Raw genomic sequence first — 17383 nt, forward strand, 5'->3', positions numbered from 1 at the left:
TCTTCATTTATTCTCACTATTTCCTCTTTTGTACTATTGTTTCCATAAAGTACCAAAAATAGCCCGTAGCAGAAATAAAAATTATGAAATATCTTGATTTTAAAGAAGAATTTTTCGATCTTGCCTGTTTTAATCTTAATCAGATTTATGCCTGGCAGCCAGACTTTGATCGGAAAAATCTGACAAGATGGCTGAAAAAAGGTTACATATTGCGGTTAAAACAAGCTTATTATACTTTCTCCGAATATCTGTCCAAGCCGGATTTTGAGCTTTACTTTGCCAATAAAATGTATTCTCCTTCTTATATCAGCCTTCAGTCTGCCTTAGCTTTTTATGGTATGATACCAGAATCTGTTGTCCAAATTACCAGTGTGTCATCACGCAAAACATCTAGTTTCATTAATCAAATGGGAGAATTTTCCTATAAAACTATTAAAGCTGACTTTTTCTTTGGCTATAAATTGAAATCGATATCTGATGATAAAACAGTAAAGATAGCAACACCCGAAAAAGCTCTTTTAGATTTATTTTATCTGTATCCTTTTTACAATTCAGAACAAGAAATTTTAAACTTAAGAATAGACGAAGACTTCCTTAAAAATGATTTTAACTATGGATTATTGGAAGAGTATCGTCAAAAAATGAACATTCTTGCCTTAGATGATCGTCTAAATAAATTTCGAGAAGCTTATAAATTTATTTGATCAATTTATGTTACGAAGGTGAAAGAATAGACGTAATATGTTTCGTCGTCTGCCAGTTAAAGTCCCTCAATATGATGACATTCTCCATTTGAATAATTCAATTTATTGGTTCAATCGTCTCGATTGAACTTTATGTTTTACTGATTGTTAACGGACAGATATGTGAAATTTTCGGGACGAAAATTGTAATGCTAAAACTCCACGAGACGTGAAGTCCAACGAGAAATCATCATCTGCGAAAGGCTGAACCCTGACGCTGAATCGAAAAAGTCCTGCGAAGCTTTGCGAAGACGGAAAGAGACGTTTTCATGTTTCGTCAAAACAACAGTGGGATTTCCTCAACATGACGTTTTCTTTGGTCGTCATCCTGAGGAATTCTTTCACAGGAGATTGACGAAGGATGTATTATAATAAATGAAACAAAGTTATGTTTACATTCTTACAGATTCTCATAATCAAAAGCTTTATATCGGTATTACAACAAATCTTATAAAACGAATAAATGAACATAAGAACCATACAATTGAAGGTTATACAAAAAGATACAATTTAAGCAAGCTTGTATACTTTGAAGAATTCTTAGATGTTAAAACTGCAATTAGAAGAGAAAAGAATTTAAAAAGAAAATTACGACAAAAGAAGATAAAATTAATTGAAGCGATGAATCCTAAATGGATTGATTTTTATGATCTTCTGATCAATGAAGTTGATATAAATTCTTACATAGAAAATAGAAAGATATATTTAGAACATATTAAGAAAAAACCGTCATCTTGAGGAATTCTTTCCAAGTAGATTGTCGACTGTGTCCTGCGAAGCTTTGCGAAGACGGAAGAATCAGACGATTTAAAACCCCAACACCCAGAACCTTGTATCTTATACCATGTTGTGATATAAAAATGCGTTATTAAAAAATAAAATATAAATCGGAGTAAACCAATGAACCTAACCGTAATCGGAACCGGCTATGTAGGGCTGGTAACAGGAACCTGTTTTGCCGAAATGGGCAATAATGTTATCTGTGTGGATAACGACAAACGCAAAGTCGATATGCTTCTGGCTGGAGAAATTCCCATCTGGGAACCCGGACTGGAAGATTTGGTGCAGCGAAATTTTAAAGAAGAACGTCTACATTTTACCATGGATATCAAGCACGCAGTCGAAAATTCTGATGTTTGTTTTATCGCAGTGGGTACGCCACCCGATGAAGACGGTTCTGCCGATCTGCAGTATGTGCTGGCTGTGGCCAAGGATATCGCTACTTATATGAATGGTCACAAGATCATCGTCGATAAATCCACCGTTCCCATCGGCACTGCAGATAGAGTTTGCGAAACCGTACAGGCAATTCTGGATGAGCGAAATGTGGATTACACCTTCGATGTGGTTTCTAATCCCGAATTCCTGAAAGAGGGTGATGCCATCAACGACAGCATGAAACCAGACCGCGTGGTAGTGGGAACAGACAGCGAAGAATGTGCCGAAGTGATGCGGGAATTGTATGCACCATTTGCCCGAACTAAAGATAAAGTAATCGTGATGTCTGTACGCAGTGCTGAGATGACCAAATACGCTGCCAATGCTATGCTGGCTACCAAAATTTCCTTCATGAACGATATTTCCCGTTTGTGTGAAAAAGTTGGGGCTGATGTGCATGAAGTGCGTAATGGTATCGGCTCTGATTCCAGGATCGGCTACAAATTCATCTATCCCGGCATCGGTTATGGTGGCAGCTGTTTTCCCAAAGATGTGAAAGCCTTGATCAAAATTGCCGAAAAAGAAGGAATGACAGCCAGAGTTCTGCAGGCTGTGGAAGCTGTGAATGACGATCAGAAAAGCTGGCTGGCAGAAAAACTGATAGCACATTTTGGTGCTGATCTGAAAGGAAAAACCATCGCTCTCTGGGGGCTTTCTTTCAAACCTAAAACCGATGATATGCGAGAAGCTCCTTCCCGCACCATTATCAAAATGCTGACCGATCTGGGAGCTGAGATCAAAGCTTACGATCCGGTGGCCATGAATGAAGCGAAACGTGTTTTCAGTCAGTACGAAAACATAACTTATACAGAAACCAATTACGAAGCTCTACAAGGTGCTGATGCCCTGATGCTGCTTACCGAGTGGAATCAGTTCCGTAATCCAGATTTTGCCAAGATGAAAAAGCTGATGAAATCACCGATAGTTTTTGATGGCCGTAACCAGTACAATCCGGCTGAGATGAAAGAGCTGGGCTTTACCTATTTTGGCATTGGGAGAAAAGTTTAGAGACTCTGTGATGGAGTGACTTTGAGACTTTGAGAAATGAGAATCAGAGATCATCAGGATTTGCAAGTATATCAGTTAGCTTTCGATTGTGCAATGCAGATTTTTGAGATCACCAAGACTTTTCCCAAAGAAGAAAGATACTCTTTGACTGATCAGATCAGAAGATCATCAAGATCTGTGACTTCCAACCTGGCTGAAGCATTTCGCAAGAGAAGATACCCGAAGGCTTTCGTCGCAAAATTAAATGATTCTGAAGGCGAAGCCGCGGAAACTCAAGTTTGGCTGGAATACAGTTTGAAATGTAAATATATAAGTGTGAAAGAATTTGATAAACTAAATACAGATTATGATCACATTATAGGAAAATTAGTTAATATGGAACGATATCCGGAAAAATGGTCAGTTTAATAAATCCCATAGTCTCAAAGTCACATAGTCTCAAAGTCACATGGTCACAAAGTCACATAGTCTCAAAGTCACATGGTCTCAAAGTCCAAAACAATGGATCAGGAATTAAAAGAGTAATTTCACTAATGCAATATGCTAAAGCTCCACTGCCAAAATTTGAAGTTTTCGGAAATACATTTAAGGTAACATTATTTCCAATTTCCGAAATAGAAAATGGCGGAGTAAATGGCGGTGTAAATGGCGGAGTAAATGGCGGAGTAAATCAATTGCTTGAAATTATTCGCCAAACTCCTGGAATAAATACTTCACGACTTTGCGAAATTACTAAAATTTCTAAAAGGACACTGGAAAGGAATCTTAAGGAACTTAAAGATAAAAATGAAATTGAGTTTCTGGGTTCACATAGAGCAGGTGGATATCATGTGATTTCGGCAGGAAAACATATATCTTCTGGCGGAGTAAATGGCGGAGTAAATGGCGGTGTAAATAAATTGCTTGAAATAATTCACAATAATCCCGGAGTAAATGTTACGCAACTTGCAGAAATTCTACAGATCTCTAAACGAACTTTGGAAAGGCGACTTCAGAAACTCCGAGATGAAGAAAAAATCGAATTCAAAGGTGCTCCAAAAACCGGTGGATATTTCGTAAAGTAAAACAGAACTGAGAATTGAGAGATGAGACATGGCAATTATAAATAGTTTTCGCGATTTGATAGTTTATCAGAAAGCATATAAATTAGCTATGGAAATTTTCGAAGACAGTAAAAAATTTCCTATAGAAGAAAAGTATTCTCTCACAGATCAAATTCGTCGTTCTTCCCGATCTGTTACTTCGAATATCTCTGAGGCTTGGTCCAAAAGAATTTATGAAAAATATTTTGTATCTAAACTTTCTGATGCTTTGGGTGAAGAATACGAAACTGAAGTTTGGCTGGATTATTCTAAAGATTGTGATTATATTAAAATGAAAAAACATACATATTTCCGTGCAGAATATGAAGAAGTCCGTAAAATGTTAATCTCAATGATAAATAATCCTCAAAAATTTTGTAAATAATGTATCTTAAAATTAATCTCACCTCTCACCTCTCATTTCTTTTAAATTCGAAGTAATTAATTCTAATAGGAATAATAAATCATTATGAAATTATTAGTAACCGGCGGTACGGGATATATTGGCAGCCACACTGTGGTGGAATTACTGCAGGAAGGCCATCAAGTTACCATCATCGATAATCTTTCCAACAGCAAGGTAATGGTTTTAGATCGTATAGAGCAGATCACCAACATTAGACCAGAATTCCATAAATGTGATATTCTGGATACTGATAAACTAAATGATATCTGCAGTCAAAACAGCTATGATGCTGTGATCCATTTTGCCGGTTTGAAAGCAGTGGGTGAATCCACAGAAATTCCGCTGGAGTATTATCACAACAATGTTGCAGGCACAGTAAATTTATGCCGAGTTCTTCAAAAACATAATATCAAGAATTTCATCTTCAGCTCATCTGCTACGGTTTACGGTTTTAATCAGGATGTACCTTTCAAGGAAGACTATCCGCGCTCAGCTACCAATCCTTATGGACAATCAAAACTGATGATCGAACATATCCTGGAAGATCTGCAGAAATCTGATCCTGACTGGAATATCGTTTTGCTGCGCTATTTCAATCCGGTAGGTGCTCATGCCAGCGGTTTGATCGGTGAAGACCCCAACGGAATTCCCAATAATCTGATGCCGTTTATCAGTCAGGTGGCAGTTGGTAAGCGAGATCAACTCAATGTATTTGGCAATAACTATCCCACACCTGATGGCACCGGAGTTCGCGATTATATTCATGTGGTAGATCTGGCGATTGGTCATCTTAAAGCTCTGGATCAGATAGAAAAAAATTGTGGTTTGAAAGTTTATAATCTTGGTTGCGGTAAAGGCTACAGTGTGTTGGAAGTGATCAAAGCCTTTGAAAAAACAACCGGCATAACAATTCCCTATAAAATTGTGGATAGACGTCCCGGAGATATTGCTACCAGTTTTGCTGATGCTTCTCTAGCCCAAAAAGAACTCAGCTGGCAGGCTGAAAAAGATATCGATGCCATGTGCAAAGATGCCTGGAAGTGGCAGAAGGAAAATCCGGGAGGGTATGTTTAAATTCACTAGTACTTTGGGAATATTGATAATTATTGTGCTCTTAGAATTAATATGTCTTTGCTGGAATAGTTTGAATAAATTTTGGTAATAAATTTAACAATTGATTTCAAATTAATTAATGAAGCTTAAAAAATTGCTGGCATCAAAACAAAGAAGGATAAAGTTAATAAAGCGTTACGGGAATATATGAAAAGGTATAAGCAGATGGAGATTGTTGATTTATTTGGTTCTGTTGAATACGATTCTGAATATAATTATAAAGAAGGGCGAAAGAAAAGATGAAAGTTTTGGTTGATCCATCTGTCTGGTCTTTGCAAAGAAAGAGGGAATATCTGAGTTCATTTCCTGCTAAATTTCTGATTGAGAAAGATAGAGTATTTACTGAAAATGCCAATCGTCCTCATGGATACGGACTTATTGATCCCAACAGTTTCTCCCCTTTCCCCAAAAATCCCTTAATATCACGGTTTTTTAGAGAAATTGGCTTGGCCGAGGAATTAGGATCAGGCGTTAGAAATCTCTATAAATATACTAAATTTATTCTGCTGGCATGGAACCCAGCTTGTTCGAAGCAGATATTTTTAAATTAGAAATACCACTGAAATTTAGCTCTACCGAGCAAGTTACTGAGCAAGCTACCGAGCAAGCTACCGAGCAAGCTAATAAAATCATTGAAGTTAATTTATTCTCAAAAGTACTGGATTTTTGCCAAAAACCCAGAACAAGTAGAGAAATAAAGGAATTTCTGGGTTTGAAACATCGGGAATATTTCCGATCAAAAATTCTAAACCCCTTGCTTAAAGAAGGTTTATTACAGATGACTATTCCTGATAAACCAACTAGTCCCAAATAAAAAATATTACTCAAAAGGAAATAGACCAAAATGAAAGTATTAATTACTGGAGCAGCGGGTTTTATCGGCTCACATTTAGCAGAAGCTTTAGTCAAAGAGCATCAAGTTATCGGTCTGGATAATTTCTGTGATTTTTACGATCCTGCTATCAAGCATAAGAATATTGAAGAACTGCTGAAAAACGATAACTTTAAGCTGATCGAAGCTGATATTAGACATCAAAAAACTGCCTCAGAAATCTTTACTGAAAATGATTTTGATCTGGTTATTCATCTGGCAGCTATGGCTGGTGTACGTCCTTCTATCGAAGACCCACAACTTTATACAGAAGTTAATATAAATGGAACAGTTAATCTTTTGGAAGAGTGTAAAAAGCATGGTATTAAAAAATTCATTTTTGCTTCTTCCTCCTCAGTTTACGGCAATAACAAAAAAGTTCCTTTTGCCGAAACCGATCCGGTAGATCATCCTATTTCTCCTTATGCTGCTACCAAAAAAGCCGGAGAACTGATCTGTCATACCTATCATAAACTCTATGCTATTTCGCTGATCTGTCTGCGCTTTTTCACAGTTTACGGCCCACGTCAGAGACCTGATCTGGCTATCCATAAATTTACCCGTAGAATGTTGAATGGCGAAGAAATTCCGGTTTTTGGTGATGGCACAACCAGACGTGATTACACTTACATCGATGATATTATCGATGGTATTTTGAAAGCTGTTAATTATGTTGATTCCACTTACGTCTATGATGTCTTCAATCTGGGTGAATCGCAGACCATCAGTCTTCAAGATATGATCAGCACCCTGGAGGATACACTTCAGATCAAAGCTGAAAAGAAAATACTTCCTCTGCAGCCGGGAGATGTGCAGCAGACCTTTGCCGATATTACCAAGAGCAGAAAAATCCTGGGTTATGATCCTCAAATTGATTTCCAGGATGGAATTGCCCTGTTTATAGATTGGCTCAAACAGCAGTAACATAGGGATTTGTATAAGCAAGTACATAAATTGTGATTGATTGATAGAAAATAAGTTATCAGTATTTTGTGATATTATAGCTCATTGGAGCATGGGAATTGGCTCAAAAAGCTCAATATTTGAGCTTATAAAAGTAGTTATGTGAGCTTCAAAAGGAATTATCAGATGATTCAAAATAGAGATCGTGATATTTTGCGGTACATAAAAACCAACGGCGAACTTTCTTCAAAAGAGATTTTTGAGGGACTTTCTATACCTGTAAGTTATGCAACCTTAAAAAGAGATCTCAAAAATCTAGTTTTAAATGAATACCCGATGGTAAAAGGAAAGGGAAGATCAACAAGATATGTTATTTCACCAGCGTATGAGTTAATTCAACCTATTGATATTCAGAAATATTACGAAAAGGAAATTGATGAAAGAGAAATAAAACAAAAATTCAATTTCCAGGTCGCTGCCCAATAGAAATTTTCCAGAGAGGGTTGAAGCCAAAGCTGAAAGTAAATAAAATTTTCTCAAGACCGTCATGCAAGTGACGGTCTTTTTATTTGCCTAAAAAAAAAAATATTTGACTAATTATCTTTCATATCCATTTTCAGTAAGTGCAAGTTCTTACAAAAAAGAAAGAAAAAGAATTGTTGCAAAAACAAAATTTGGAGGTTATTATGAGTATGCGCCCACCCAGTATTAACAGTGTATCCATCGCCGGTAATATCGTGCGGGATGCCCAGGTAAATCATGTCGGAGCCAATAACATTGCCGTCACTACCATCACCGTGGCTCACAACCAGCGTTATCGCGGCAAAGACGAAAAGTGGCAGGAATCCGTATCCTTTGTGGATGTGGAAGTCTGGGGAGCTCTGGCCGAAAGAGCCGAAGAGTTCTATAAAAAAGGTATTCCAGTTATTGTGGAAGGCAGTCTTAAATCTAACAACTGGAAGGACAAAGAAGGCCGCAATCATTCCAAAATTTTGATCAGGGCAGACCGGGTTCATCTGCTCAGCTTTCCTGATAGGAAGGAGGATGAATAAAAAAAAGCTGGCAGTGAATAATCTACCAGCTTAAAAACTTTTAAATTCTTTTGTAACTTAGAATTTATATCCCACACCAAAATGATGGGTAAGACCCATGGTGTGTGTGTTGACAGCGTAATCGATCAGTACATTGAACATGTCAAAACGGGCTCCGGCTGAAAAGCTTTTGGGATTGGTGCGCAGGCCCAGTCGCAGAATCAGCATATCCAGCACTTTCACTTCGCTGCCGGTGTGGATCTCAGTATCACCATCGATCGCTTTTTTCAGTTCAAGATTGGTCGTTACATCGGCATAGGGCGAATAGGAAATTCCCATGGCAATCCTTTGCGGCAGCTCATGATCGTTACCTGTTCCCACCGCCGGATTATTGAGATTATAAACTGTGAAACCGATCCTGGTGCGTTGATGCAGTGTGGCCAGAAGACCAGCATTTATTCCCAGCACCGACTGACTGCCAAAACCGTCGATCTTCAGGCTGTACATATTGAGGCTGTAACCGAAATCCAGTGAGGAGTGGATATCCTTCAGAATATTCATTCCATGTGAAACCACATAGTTCTTTTCTGATAAGAGGTTAACTCCCAGGTATTCTGCATCCAATGACAACAAACCAAATCCGATACGCCCGAATTTGCCGGGCAGTTTCAGGCCGAAAGCAAAACTGCTGACTTCGGCAAAATCACAGCCGAAAAGCTGAGTATAACCCACCAGAATATTATTCGGAGAATTTACCAGGCCGGCCGGATTGTAGAAGACAGCATTGGCATCATCACTGGTGGCATAGAAAGCTCCACCCATTCCACGTGCTCGGGGAGAAGGTTCATAATCATCAAAAATAGCTGCCAGCTGCAGAGCTGTGGCAATTATCAGTAGTACAAGTATAGTTTTTTTCATGATTCTCCTCCTTATTTCAGCGGAGCGCCCACCACGATGGGAGCTTTGGCTGTGCTTTTACTGCCATTTATAGTATTGGTCACTTCCAGATAACAAATATATAAACCCAGCGGAACCAGTTTATTATCTTTATCCTTGCCGTTCCAGTTATACCGGGTAATGCCGCTGCCTGATAAAATATTATTTAGCGGTTCCACCATCAGCTTGCCTTCTGCATTGTAGATGCGCAGGATAACCTTGTCACCACTGCGGGAGCCGAATTCGATGGGGAAGGTCTCTGCCATGTAGGGATTAAAAGCTTTAGGAGGAACTGTCAGCACTGCTTTTAATTTGGGAACATCAATATTGAAAAAGAAAGGATCGGCAGCGGGAAATTCTTCCGGCAGGATCAGCGTATCACCGTCAGCTTCGAAGGCTTCAATATAGAAAGAGACAATTTCTCCCTGTTTAAAGGAAGGCAGCTGCACCATAAAACTGTCAATGCGTACATTTGTAAATAGTGTCATCTCCTCCAGATTCCAGTTCAGATCAGCATTGGTCTTCCAATAGAGGTCGACCGAGTTGAAAGTCTCAGGATAACCGAAAGTGATCTCAACAGGTTTTCCGGCTATGGTAGTTGAAATATCTCCCCAGGGATAGTTCTCATATTCTCCTGGTCCCAGATGATCCTGATAACCAGCTAAAATCTGAAAACTGTTGTTGTAAATACTTCCCACACCGATTGCCTGCAGAAGATAGCCATCCACAAATTCTGAAACATCGATGCCGGTGGAATCCCAGACGCGAATAATAGTCGTGCCGCCGGTCAGATCTTCCACAGTCAGGTTCCAGCCACCGCCGGCGTAATAGGGATCGGATACAGTGCCGATCACTTTCACGAAAGTTCCTTCATAATCGTTCAGATACTGGTTCAATTCCAGATAGACCGGAACCGGATCAGGATTGCCGGTGGACAGCACCTGGTAGGAAAAATCGGTGAGTTCTGTAACTCCGTTGTATTCATCCACTTCACCTGTTACGCGTACTTCGTTACCGCGGATCAGATCATTTTCATAAGCCGATGTAATATCATAATCGAAGATCATCATACCGCGATCCGAATCGTCCTGAATAAAGACATTGCAGCGCTGGTCGTGAGTAATTCCCACCCCGATGGTCACAAGACCTTCAATGGTCACGATCTGGCCATTATAAACATTTGTACTGTCCTGAATACTGGCGATGGGTGTAATGGTCTGAGCCAGCAGCAGGCCGGGTAAAATTGTCAGTAGCAATAAAATATATTTCATGCACTCTCCTTTGCTTTGTTCGAGAAAACACTGAAAATTATCAAAAGGCAGATAGCGACAACAATAGAGCTGTCGGCAATATTGAATACCGGCCACCTGTTCATGATAAAATCAGGAAAATCGGTCCAGATGAAATCAGTAACATAACCGTAGATGATACGATCGATCAGATTTCCCACAGCACCACCCAGGATCAGGCTGTATGCTATTGTATCAACCTTGTTGCGGGAGCTTAAGATGAGATAGACCAGCAGCAGTGAAGCCAGAGAAGAAACGATCAGAAAAATGATGCGATTGAGCTCGGCGGATCCGAATGAAAAACTGAAAGCTGCCCCGGTATTACGAACATGAGTCAGCCAGAAAAATTTGGGTGTGAGCTTGATTATGTCGCCATAGCTGATATTGGCTCTGACCAGATATTTGGTAAGCTGATCCAGAAATATGATGAAAAATGAGATCCAGAAAAATGTGATATTTCCCACCACGATCCTGGCATCTCGAGTTGTTTCCTGAATAGTATTTTCTTCTATATGGTTCAACGTCTTCTTCTCTTTTTCATTTCCTCTTTAGATTTACAATCGATGCAAAACTTGGCATAAGGAACAATCTTCAATCTTTTTTCGGAAATCAAATCTCCACAAATCTCACAGATTCCATAAGATTTGTCATAAATTCTGCGTAATGCCTGGTTGATATATTTTAGTTTTTCCAATTCCTTGTTCAGAAGATAGACCCTCTTTTCCGCTTCATCAGTATCTGTTCCCAGATCCGCCTGATGCACAGAATAAGATGACAGATCTCCCGACTGGTCTTTAGCACCGCGTTTCTGAATCTCATCGATGCCGTGAATGATCTTTTGAGTTTGGTTTTTTTCTTCCAGAAGTATCTCTTCGTACTTCTCGAGTTTTTTCATGGTAAATTCTTTGGCAGCCATTAGCTACTCCCTTCCCTTTATATTTTTTCTATGATATTATTGATCAGATATTCCAGCTTAACTCTGGCCTGCTCGGCATATTTCCAGATCTCTTCCTGACTGTGGGGTTTGGAATGAAAAATGTTACTGAGATTGGTAACTGTGGAGATGCCCAGAACTTCCATACCACTGTGAACTGCTACGATCACCTCCGGTACGGTTGACATGCCAACCAGGTCTGAACCCAGTTTCTGCAGCATTTTGCATTCTGCCCTGGTTTCCAGGCTGGGACCGGCCAGTCCTGTATAAACTCCGTGTTTCAATTGAAATCCTTTTTCCCTGGCGATCTCATCACACAGATCCCGCAGACGTTTGCTGTAAGGCTGGTTGAAGCTGGGAAACCGTTCGCCAAAATCAGCCAGATTCTTACCAATCAGAGGATTATCTCCGGTAAAATTGATATGATCATCGATCACTACCAGATCGCCGGGCTGCAGGTCTTCATTCAGACTGCCAGCCGCATTGGTGATAATGAGAGTTTCAATTCCCAGCAGTTTGAGAAGGCGAATCGGAAAAGTGATCTGCTGCATGCTGTAGCCTTCGTAGTAGTGCAGTCTGCCCTGCATGATCACGACCTGTTTCCCAGACAGCTCTCCAAATACAAACCTGCCTTTATGAGAGGGGGCTGTGGAGGAAGGCATCTGGGGAACATCCTGGTAATCTACAATGGTGGGATCTTCTATCAGATCGGCCACCGAGTTCAATCCTGTACCCAGAATAATCCCGATATCCGGTTGCTGCTTGATTTTTCCTTTCAGATGATCCGCTGCTGTCTGTAGAGTTTTCAGCATATTACAATCCCAGAATGATATTACGCAGTATATTTAAAAGGATGATGACGATGATAGGAGAAAAATCTATCATCATATTCGGGATTATTTTTCGCATCTGCATTCGAACCCAGCCTAAAACCGGTTCTGTGATGCGGATGATAAAAACGTAGATACTAAAAAAGGGGCTTTGAGCTGTGATGGGAAACCAGGAAAGAACAGCCCTGATAACAATAATAATTATATAAATATCGATCAGCTGATTTATAAACAGTGCTAAAGAATTCATTATTCAAATACCTCATGACAGTTGCGGCAGCGTGCTTCGTAGATGCCCGAGGCTCCGACCACGACGGTTTCTTTATCGTGAGTGAGCCTTTGAGTTCTACTGGCAGGATTGCCGCATTTTACGCAGATAGCGTTGAGTTTGGTTACATATTCAGCAATAGCCAGTAAAGCCGGCATCGGGCCAAAAGGTTTGCCCCGGTAATCCTGATCCAGTCCGGCAGCAATAACCCGTTTGCCACTATCAGCCACGCGGCTGCATAACTTAACAATACCTTCATCAAAAAACTGGATCTCATCTATCACGACAACTTCAGTATCATATTTTACCTGCTGGTGAATTTCCCGGGAAGTTTCCACAAGTACGGAAGGAGTTTTCATCTGACTATGTGAGACAATCTGATTCTCATCATATCTATTATCAATTTTCGGCTTGAATACCTGGATCTTCTGTCGGGCGAATTCTGCTCTATGTACACGCCGGATAAGCTCCTCAGTTTTGCCACTGAACATGCTGCCACAGATCACCTCTATCCAGCCTGTCTTATTCTTGATAATATTCATATCAACTCCGGTGCCATATATTTGACAGCACTTTTATGTGTCAAATGATTTGTGGGTCGAATTCAGGAGCCGGATTCAGGTGGATTGTAAGGACTTAAAATATAGGCAATTATAGTCATAATAGAGAGATAAGAAGGTTATAGAATTTGCTCTTAATTTAGTTATTACCTTGAAAATAATTTATAGTATAAAAATTTATTGGACAAATTTAAAGTAGTAAATTAAATTTGTCTCAAGAGTGAGGTGTAAAATGTATATTAAAAGAGATGCAGAAGTTCTCCTGAAAAAGTTCGCAGATCAGTATCCGGCGGTTACGATCACAGGACCACGTCAGTCCGGTAAGACTACGATCTGCCGACACACATTTCCTGATAAAAAATATGTATCATTGGAAGATCTGGACTATCGTGATTATGCTGAAGATGATCCGCGTGCTTTTTTATCAGAATTTTCGAATGGTGTAATTATCGATGAAATTCAGCGTGTACCATCATTACTCTCCTACATTCAAGGAATTGTGGATAGAAAACAAAAAAAAGGAGAATTTATTCTAACCGGCAGCTCGCAGTTTGAGTTATCAAGTAAAATATCTCAATCACTAGCAGGAAGAACAGCAATATTGAAACTGCTTCCATTTTCTTTTCTAGAAGTTTATTCGGAAACTGATAAGTCAAGGTCTTGGATGAATAAAATTCTCTATACAGGATTTTATCCCAGGATATTCAATGACAAGCTTGATCCTACCGATAGTTTATCTGCCTATATTGAAACTTATGTTGAAAGAGATGTGAGAATGTTCAGCGAAATTCGGGAATTAAAAATTTTCAGAACATTCTTGAGATTATGCGCTGCCAGAACTGGGCAATTGTTAAATTATTCTAATTTGTCTAATGCTTGTGGCGTTTCGGTTCCCACTATAAAGAACTGGATTTCAATCTTAGAGCAAAGCTATTTAATATTTCTACTTCAGCCCTACCACAGTAATCTAAAAAAACGGTTAGTTAAGACTCCGAAAATGTATTTTTATGATGTAGGATTGTGTGCCTACTTAAATGGAGCAAAGAAAAGTGAACACTTGAATTCATTGCCGAACAGAGGATCACTTTTTGAAAATTTTATAATTGCTGAAATGCTGAAAATGAATTACCATCATGGTTTGAAAAAAGAGTTCAATTTTTACCGAGATAAATCGGGTGTTGAAATAGATACAATAATTGATAATGGTATTGATCTGCTTCCGATTGAGATAAAATCTGCTTCAACATTTAATAAAACATTTACAAAAAATTTAAACTATTTCTCACAATTTCATGCTTCCGAACATTTAGGAACTATAGTTTATACTGGATTGTCACAAGTAAGAAGCAACTACAATATTTTTAATTTCAAAGACTTTTTCAACTCGTTTGTTAATTATTATTGAATCTTCTGAGATTAGCTTTATGTTCTACAAAAAATTGATGATTAATTTAGTCACAGTAACATTAAGATCAATTTCTCAGAATGAAGATTACCTTTTTGCTAAAACCTGGAGAGTATTCGATCAGCATGACAAATATTTGTGATGTGATAAAGATGTCTTATCAAACTAATATGTGGAAAACTAAATCTCGATCCCATACTTATTTATCTTCTGATATATGGTCGATCGATTTAAATTCAAGATCTTAGCAACTTTACTTACTTTATTGTTGTGCCGTCTCAGGTGATACTGTAAATATTTTTTATCAAACTCAGCTGTTGCTTCTTCATAATCCTGGTTGGCAATAATAGTTTCTATATCATTAAAAATTGTCTCCTGTCGTCCTGTTTTTCTTCGCTTCAATTCTTTTATGACAATGTCATTGTCAAAATGGTCGTACATAACAAACAGGTATTCGGTTAATTTCTTCAATTCCCGCACGTTTCCGGGCCAGTGATAAGCAAGAAATTCTGATCTTAGTTTTTTGAGATCGATATCGAAAGAACCTGATTGATCCTGCTTATATTTTTCACAGAAATAGTGAAACAAGATTAGAATATCATCCGACCTGGCTCGAAGTGGTGGAAGTTGAATGATATTTCCATCTAACCGGAAAAACAGATCTTTTCGAAAAGATTTTTCTTTCACCAGTTTCAACAGGTTCTTATTGCATGCGAAAATAAGTCGAACATCGACTTTTTTTGTATCTCCACCAACGATGCGAATTTCTTTCTGTTCGATCGCTCTTAATATCTTTGCTTGTACATTTGCATTTATATTTGAGATCTCATCCAGAAACAGGACGCCGCCCGAAGCCTGTTCGAAAAAACCTTGTTTGTCATTTACAGCACCGGTAAAGGAGCCTTTTTTGTGACCGAAAAGTTCTGAATCTATCAGAGTTTCCGGCATACCTCCCGAATTGACAACGACATAAGGTTTTCCCAGTCTTTCCGATTGCAGGTAAAGCTGCCTGGCAACGATATCTTTTCCCGTGCCAGTCTCACCCTGAATAAGTACATCTACATTGCCTGCGGCAAAGCGTGCTATCCTGTCTTTTACCTGCATAATTGCACTTGATTTGCCTATCAGTGGAGCTTCCCGGATCAGATCATACCGAAGATTTTCTTTATCTGTAGTAAGAGCGGAAGACAACTGCTGCTGCTGCTTAAGTTTCAGAGCTTGTTTAACTTCGTTGAGGAACTTCATGGAATTGAAACCGCTGCTTTTCTCGATGAAAGTATATGCTCCCAGCTTAATTGAATGGGCGACCTCGGAGCGGCTGGCTTCACCAGAAAGGATGATAACCTGAGAGGTGAAATTGTTTTCCAGTTTCAGTCGTTCAAATACTTGAATACCGCTTAACCTGCTGTTATTTAATTTAATATCCAAAATCAATAGATCGGGATGGAAGCGCTCATACCAGTCAAAAAACTCATCACTGTTGGAGCTGGTTCTAACATCATAATCTGCTTTTTTTAACAAATCGGAATAAAACTCCAAAAGATCGGGATTGTCTTCCAGAATCAGGATTTTGTTCATCTATTTTAACCCCCTCAATCCCCCTTGACCAGCCTTCGTATAACTTCGGCAAGGCTGGCAGGGGGAAGTAAACAAATAAAAAATTTTATAAACTACGCTGTGATTGGTTTAAACGGTAATTTTATTAACACGCAGAAATCACCTTCACTCACAAAATAATCCAATTCACCTTCATGCCTTTCAATGATCACTTTTGCTATCGGCAAACCGATCCCAGAGCCTTTCGGCTTGCTGGAATAACCTACATTGCCGAACTCTTCCGACTGATATTCTTTTTGATTTATCGGGTTGGAAATTGTCAGTAATATTTCTGATTTTAATTTTTGCAACTTAAGCTTTATATTTTGATCTTTTGTAACTTCTTCCAATGCATTCATAATAAGATTATCCAAAGCAATCCTGAAGAGGTTCTCGTCAATTATTATGTAAATATCTGTTTTAGAAGATTCAAATTCGATGCAGTGAAAATTGTTGTGTTCCACATGATTCATCAGCACCTGTCTGATGAACATATTGAGTTCAACTTTCTCTTTGTAAAGTTTATCAATATGAGAAAACTTGGAAAGTGTCTGAGCAGCCTGGGAAATGTTATCGATGGAATTGGTCAAACGATCCAGATAGGTTTGGTTTTTTTCTTTTACTTCTTCGGCATATTGATCTGTCAGCATTTTCATCATCAGCACCTGGTTTTTCATGTCGTGCGAGATGCGCTGAATGATCTCCGATTCATCCCGGGATTGAATTTCGTAAACAGTGTATTTGAAAAGCAGGAAGTTTTTATGGTAGATTAGAATGGGTGTATCGGAAAGGTCAGAGAGAATATTATAAACTTCAGATTTTGAATTTGAGTATTTTTTAGGCAGATTAATTTGTTTCGAAATTTTTCCTTTAAGATTAATAAAATGGAAGGTGTGAATAAAATTAAAATGAATGAAATAACTTTTTACTGGTGATTTTATTGGTATTATTAATTTGAAATGGAATATGTAAAGTAATGCCATAAATAAGAAAAATGATAAGAAAATTATAATAATGGAATAATTCCAAGTAATCACTTCTATAAATTCAATTTGGTTCTTTTTAGAAAAGAGTGGGTGAAGTTAAAAAAGTAGTTGAAGAAAAAAAAGCTATGAAGAAATTTTCCTCTAAAAAATAAATGGGGGAAAAATGTATAAAGAATTATTTGAACAGGCTCTTCATATAGAGTC

21 protein-coding genes and 1 pseudogene are annotated in these 17383 nt (G+C 38.6%); 13 read left to right on the plus strand and 9 right to left on the minus strand.

Going from position 1 to position 17383, the window contains the following annotated elements; all coding sequences use genetic code 11:
- The first annotated feature begins 83 nt into the window (after positions 1-83).
- From K9N40_09805 to K9N40_09860, 12 genes and pseudogenes are all read left to right on the plus strand, one after another.
- Positions 84-704, plus strand: a complete 621-nt coding sequence (locus K9N40_09805) for a hypothetical protein (protein MCF7814761.1) — start codon at positions 84-86, stop codon at positions 702-704.
- A gap of 414 nt (positions 705-1118) precedes the next feature.
- The gene (locus K9N40_09810) at positions 1119-1481 is read left to right on the plus strand and encodes a GIY-YIG nuclease family protein (protein ID MCF7814762.1); all 363 of its coding nucleotides are present in this window, start codon (positions 1119-1121) and stop codon (positions 1479-1481) included.
- Between the two features lie 162 nt (positions 1482-1643).
- On the plus strand, positions 1644-2969 hold the full coding sequence (locus K9N40_09815) for a UDP-glucose/GDP-mannose dehydrogenase family protein (GenBank protein MCF7814763.1): 1326 nt from the start codon (positions 1644-1646) through the stop codon (positions 2967-2969).
- A gap of 36 nt (positions 2970-3005) precedes the next feature.
- The gene (locus K9N40_09820) at positions 3006-3377 is read left to right on the plus strand and encodes a four helix bundle protein (protein ID MCF7814764.1); all 372 of its coding nucleotides are present in this window, start codon (positions 3006-3008) and stop codon (positions 3375-3377) included.
- 125 nt (positions 3378-3502) lie between these two features.
- Complete coding sequence (locus tag K9N40_09825; protein MCF7814765.1) at positions 3503-4033, plus strand: HTH domain-containing protein; 531 nt, start codon at positions 3503-3505, stop codon at positions 4031-4033.
- Positions 4034-4061: 28 nt separating this feature from the next.
- Complete coding sequence (locus K9N40_09830) at positions 4062-4436, plus strand: four helix bundle protein (GenBank protein MCF7814766.1); 375 nt, start codon at positions 4062-4064, stop codon at positions 4434-4436.
- 84 nt (positions 4437-4520) lie between these two features.
- Complete coding sequence (gene galE, locus K9N40_09835; protein MCF7814767.1) at positions 4521-5531, plus strand: UDP-glucose 4-epimerase GalE; 1011 nt, start codon at positions 4521-4523, stop codon at positions 5529-5531.
- Positions 5532-5612: 81 nt separating this feature from the next.
- Positions 5613-5813 (plus strand): annotated as a pseudogene (locus tag K9N40_09840) (type II toxin-antitoxin system VapB family antitoxin).
- A gap of 280 nt (positions 5814-6093) precedes the next feature.
- Complete coding sequence (locus tag K9N40_09845; protein MCF7814768.1) at positions 6094-6384, plus strand: hypothetical protein; 291 nt, start codon at positions 6094-6096, stop codon at positions 6382-6384.
- 30 nt (positions 6385-6414) lie between these two features.
- Positions 6415-7365 (plus strand): GDP-mannose 4,6-dehydratase, encoded by a 951-nt coding sequence (locus K9N40_09850; protein ID MCF7814769.1) that lies wholly within the window; start codon positions 6415-6417, stop codon positions 7363-7365.
- A 165-nt stretch (positions 7366-7530) separates the two neighbouring features.
- Positions 7531-7830 carry a DeoR family transcriptional regulator gene (locus tag K9N40_09855; GenBank protein MCF7814770.1) on the plus strand — a complete coding sequence of 100 codons (300 nt, stop codon included), beginning with the start codon at positions 7531-7533 and terminating at the stop codon, positions 7828-7830.
- A gap of 200 nt (positions 7831-8030) precedes the next feature.
- Positions 8031-8396, plus strand: a complete 366-nt coding sequence (locus K9N40_09860; protein ID MCF7814771.1) for a single-stranded DNA-binding protein — start codon at positions 8031-8033, stop codon at positions 8394-8396.
- 57 nt (positions 8397-8453) lie between these two features.
- Here K9N40_09860 and K9N40_09865 read toward each other — a convergent pair whose 3' ends face one another.
- Genes K9N40_09865 through K9N40_09895 form a run of 7 tightly spaced genes read right to left on the minus strand, consistent with a single transcriptional unit; the run spans position 8454 to position 13174 of the window.
- On the minus strand, positions 8454-9293 hold the full coding sequence (locus K9N40_09865) for a hypothetical protein (protein ID MCF7814772.1): 840 nt from the start codon (positions 9291-9293) through the stop codon (positions 8454-8456).
- Positions 9294-9304: 11 nt separating this feature from the next.
- Positions 9305-10582, minus strand: a complete 1278-nt coding sequence (locus K9N40_09870; GenBank protein MCF7814773.1) for a hypothetical protein — start codon at positions 10580-10582, stop codon at positions 9305-9307.
- Positions 10579-11121 (minus strand): signal peptidase II, encoded by a 543-nt coding sequence (gene lspA / locus K9N40_09875; GenBank protein ID MCF7814774.1) that lies wholly within the window; start codon positions 11119-11121, stop codon positions 10579-10581. The genes K9N40_09870 and lspA overlap by 4 nt, the downstream gene beginning before the upstream one ends.
- On the minus strand, positions 11118-11495 hold the full coding sequence (locus K9N40_09880; protein MCF7814775.1) for a TraR/DksA C4-type zinc finger protein: 378 nt from the start codon (positions 11493-11495) through the stop codon (positions 11118-11120). Before K9N40_09880 ends, lspA begins: the two co-directional genes overlap by 4 nt.
- A gap of 38 nt (positions 11496-11533) precedes the next feature.
- Positions 11534-12346 carry a purine-nucleoside phosphorylase gene (locus K9N40_09885; GenBank protein MCF7814776.1) on the minus strand — a complete coding sequence of 271 codons (813 nt, stop codon included), beginning with the start codon at positions 12344-12346 and terminating at the stop codon, positions 11534-11536.
- Between the two features lies 1 nt (position 12347).
- A complete protein-coding gene (locus K9N40_09890) occupies positions 12348-12614 on the minus strand; it encodes a YggT family protein (GenBank protein MCF7814777.1) in 267 nt (88 codons plus the stop codon).
- Positions 12614-13174, minus strand: a complete 561-nt coding sequence (locus tag K9N40_09895) for a thymidine kinase (protein ID MCF7814778.1) — start codon at positions 13172-13174, stop codon at positions 12614-12616. Before K9N40_09895 ends, K9N40_09890 begins: the two co-directional genes overlap by 1 nt.
- A 250-nt stretch (positions 13175-13424) precedes the next feature.
- Here K9N40_09895 and K9N40_09900 point away from each other — a divergent pair, with 250 nt between their 5' ends.
- Positions 13425-14597, plus strand: coding sequence for an ATP-binding protein (locus tag K9N40_09900; protein ID MCF7814779.1), 1173 nt, complete (start codon positions 13425-13427; stop codon positions 14595-14597).
- Positions 14598-14777: 180 nt separating this feature from the next.
- Here K9N40_09900 and K9N40_09905 read toward each other — a convergent pair whose 3' ends face one another.
- Positions 14778-16175, minus strand: coding sequence for a sigma-54 dependent transcriptional regulator (locus K9N40_09905; protein MCF7814780.1), 1398 nt, complete (start codon positions 16173-16175; stop codon positions 14778-14780).
- A 92-nt stretch (positions 16176-16267) separates the two neighbouring features.
- Complete coding sequence (locus K9N40_09910; protein ID MCF7814781.1) at positions 16268-17176, minus strand: HAMP domain-containing histidine kinase; 909 nt, start codon at positions 17174-17176, stop codon at positions 16268-16270.
- Positions 17177-17383 lie beyond the last annotated feature (207 nt).

The sequence above is a fragment of the Candidatus Cloacimonadota bacterium genome (genome assembly GCA_021734245.1).
Taxonomy (GTDB): Bacteria; Cloacimonadota; Cloacimonadia; order Cloacimonadales; family TCS61; genus B137-G9.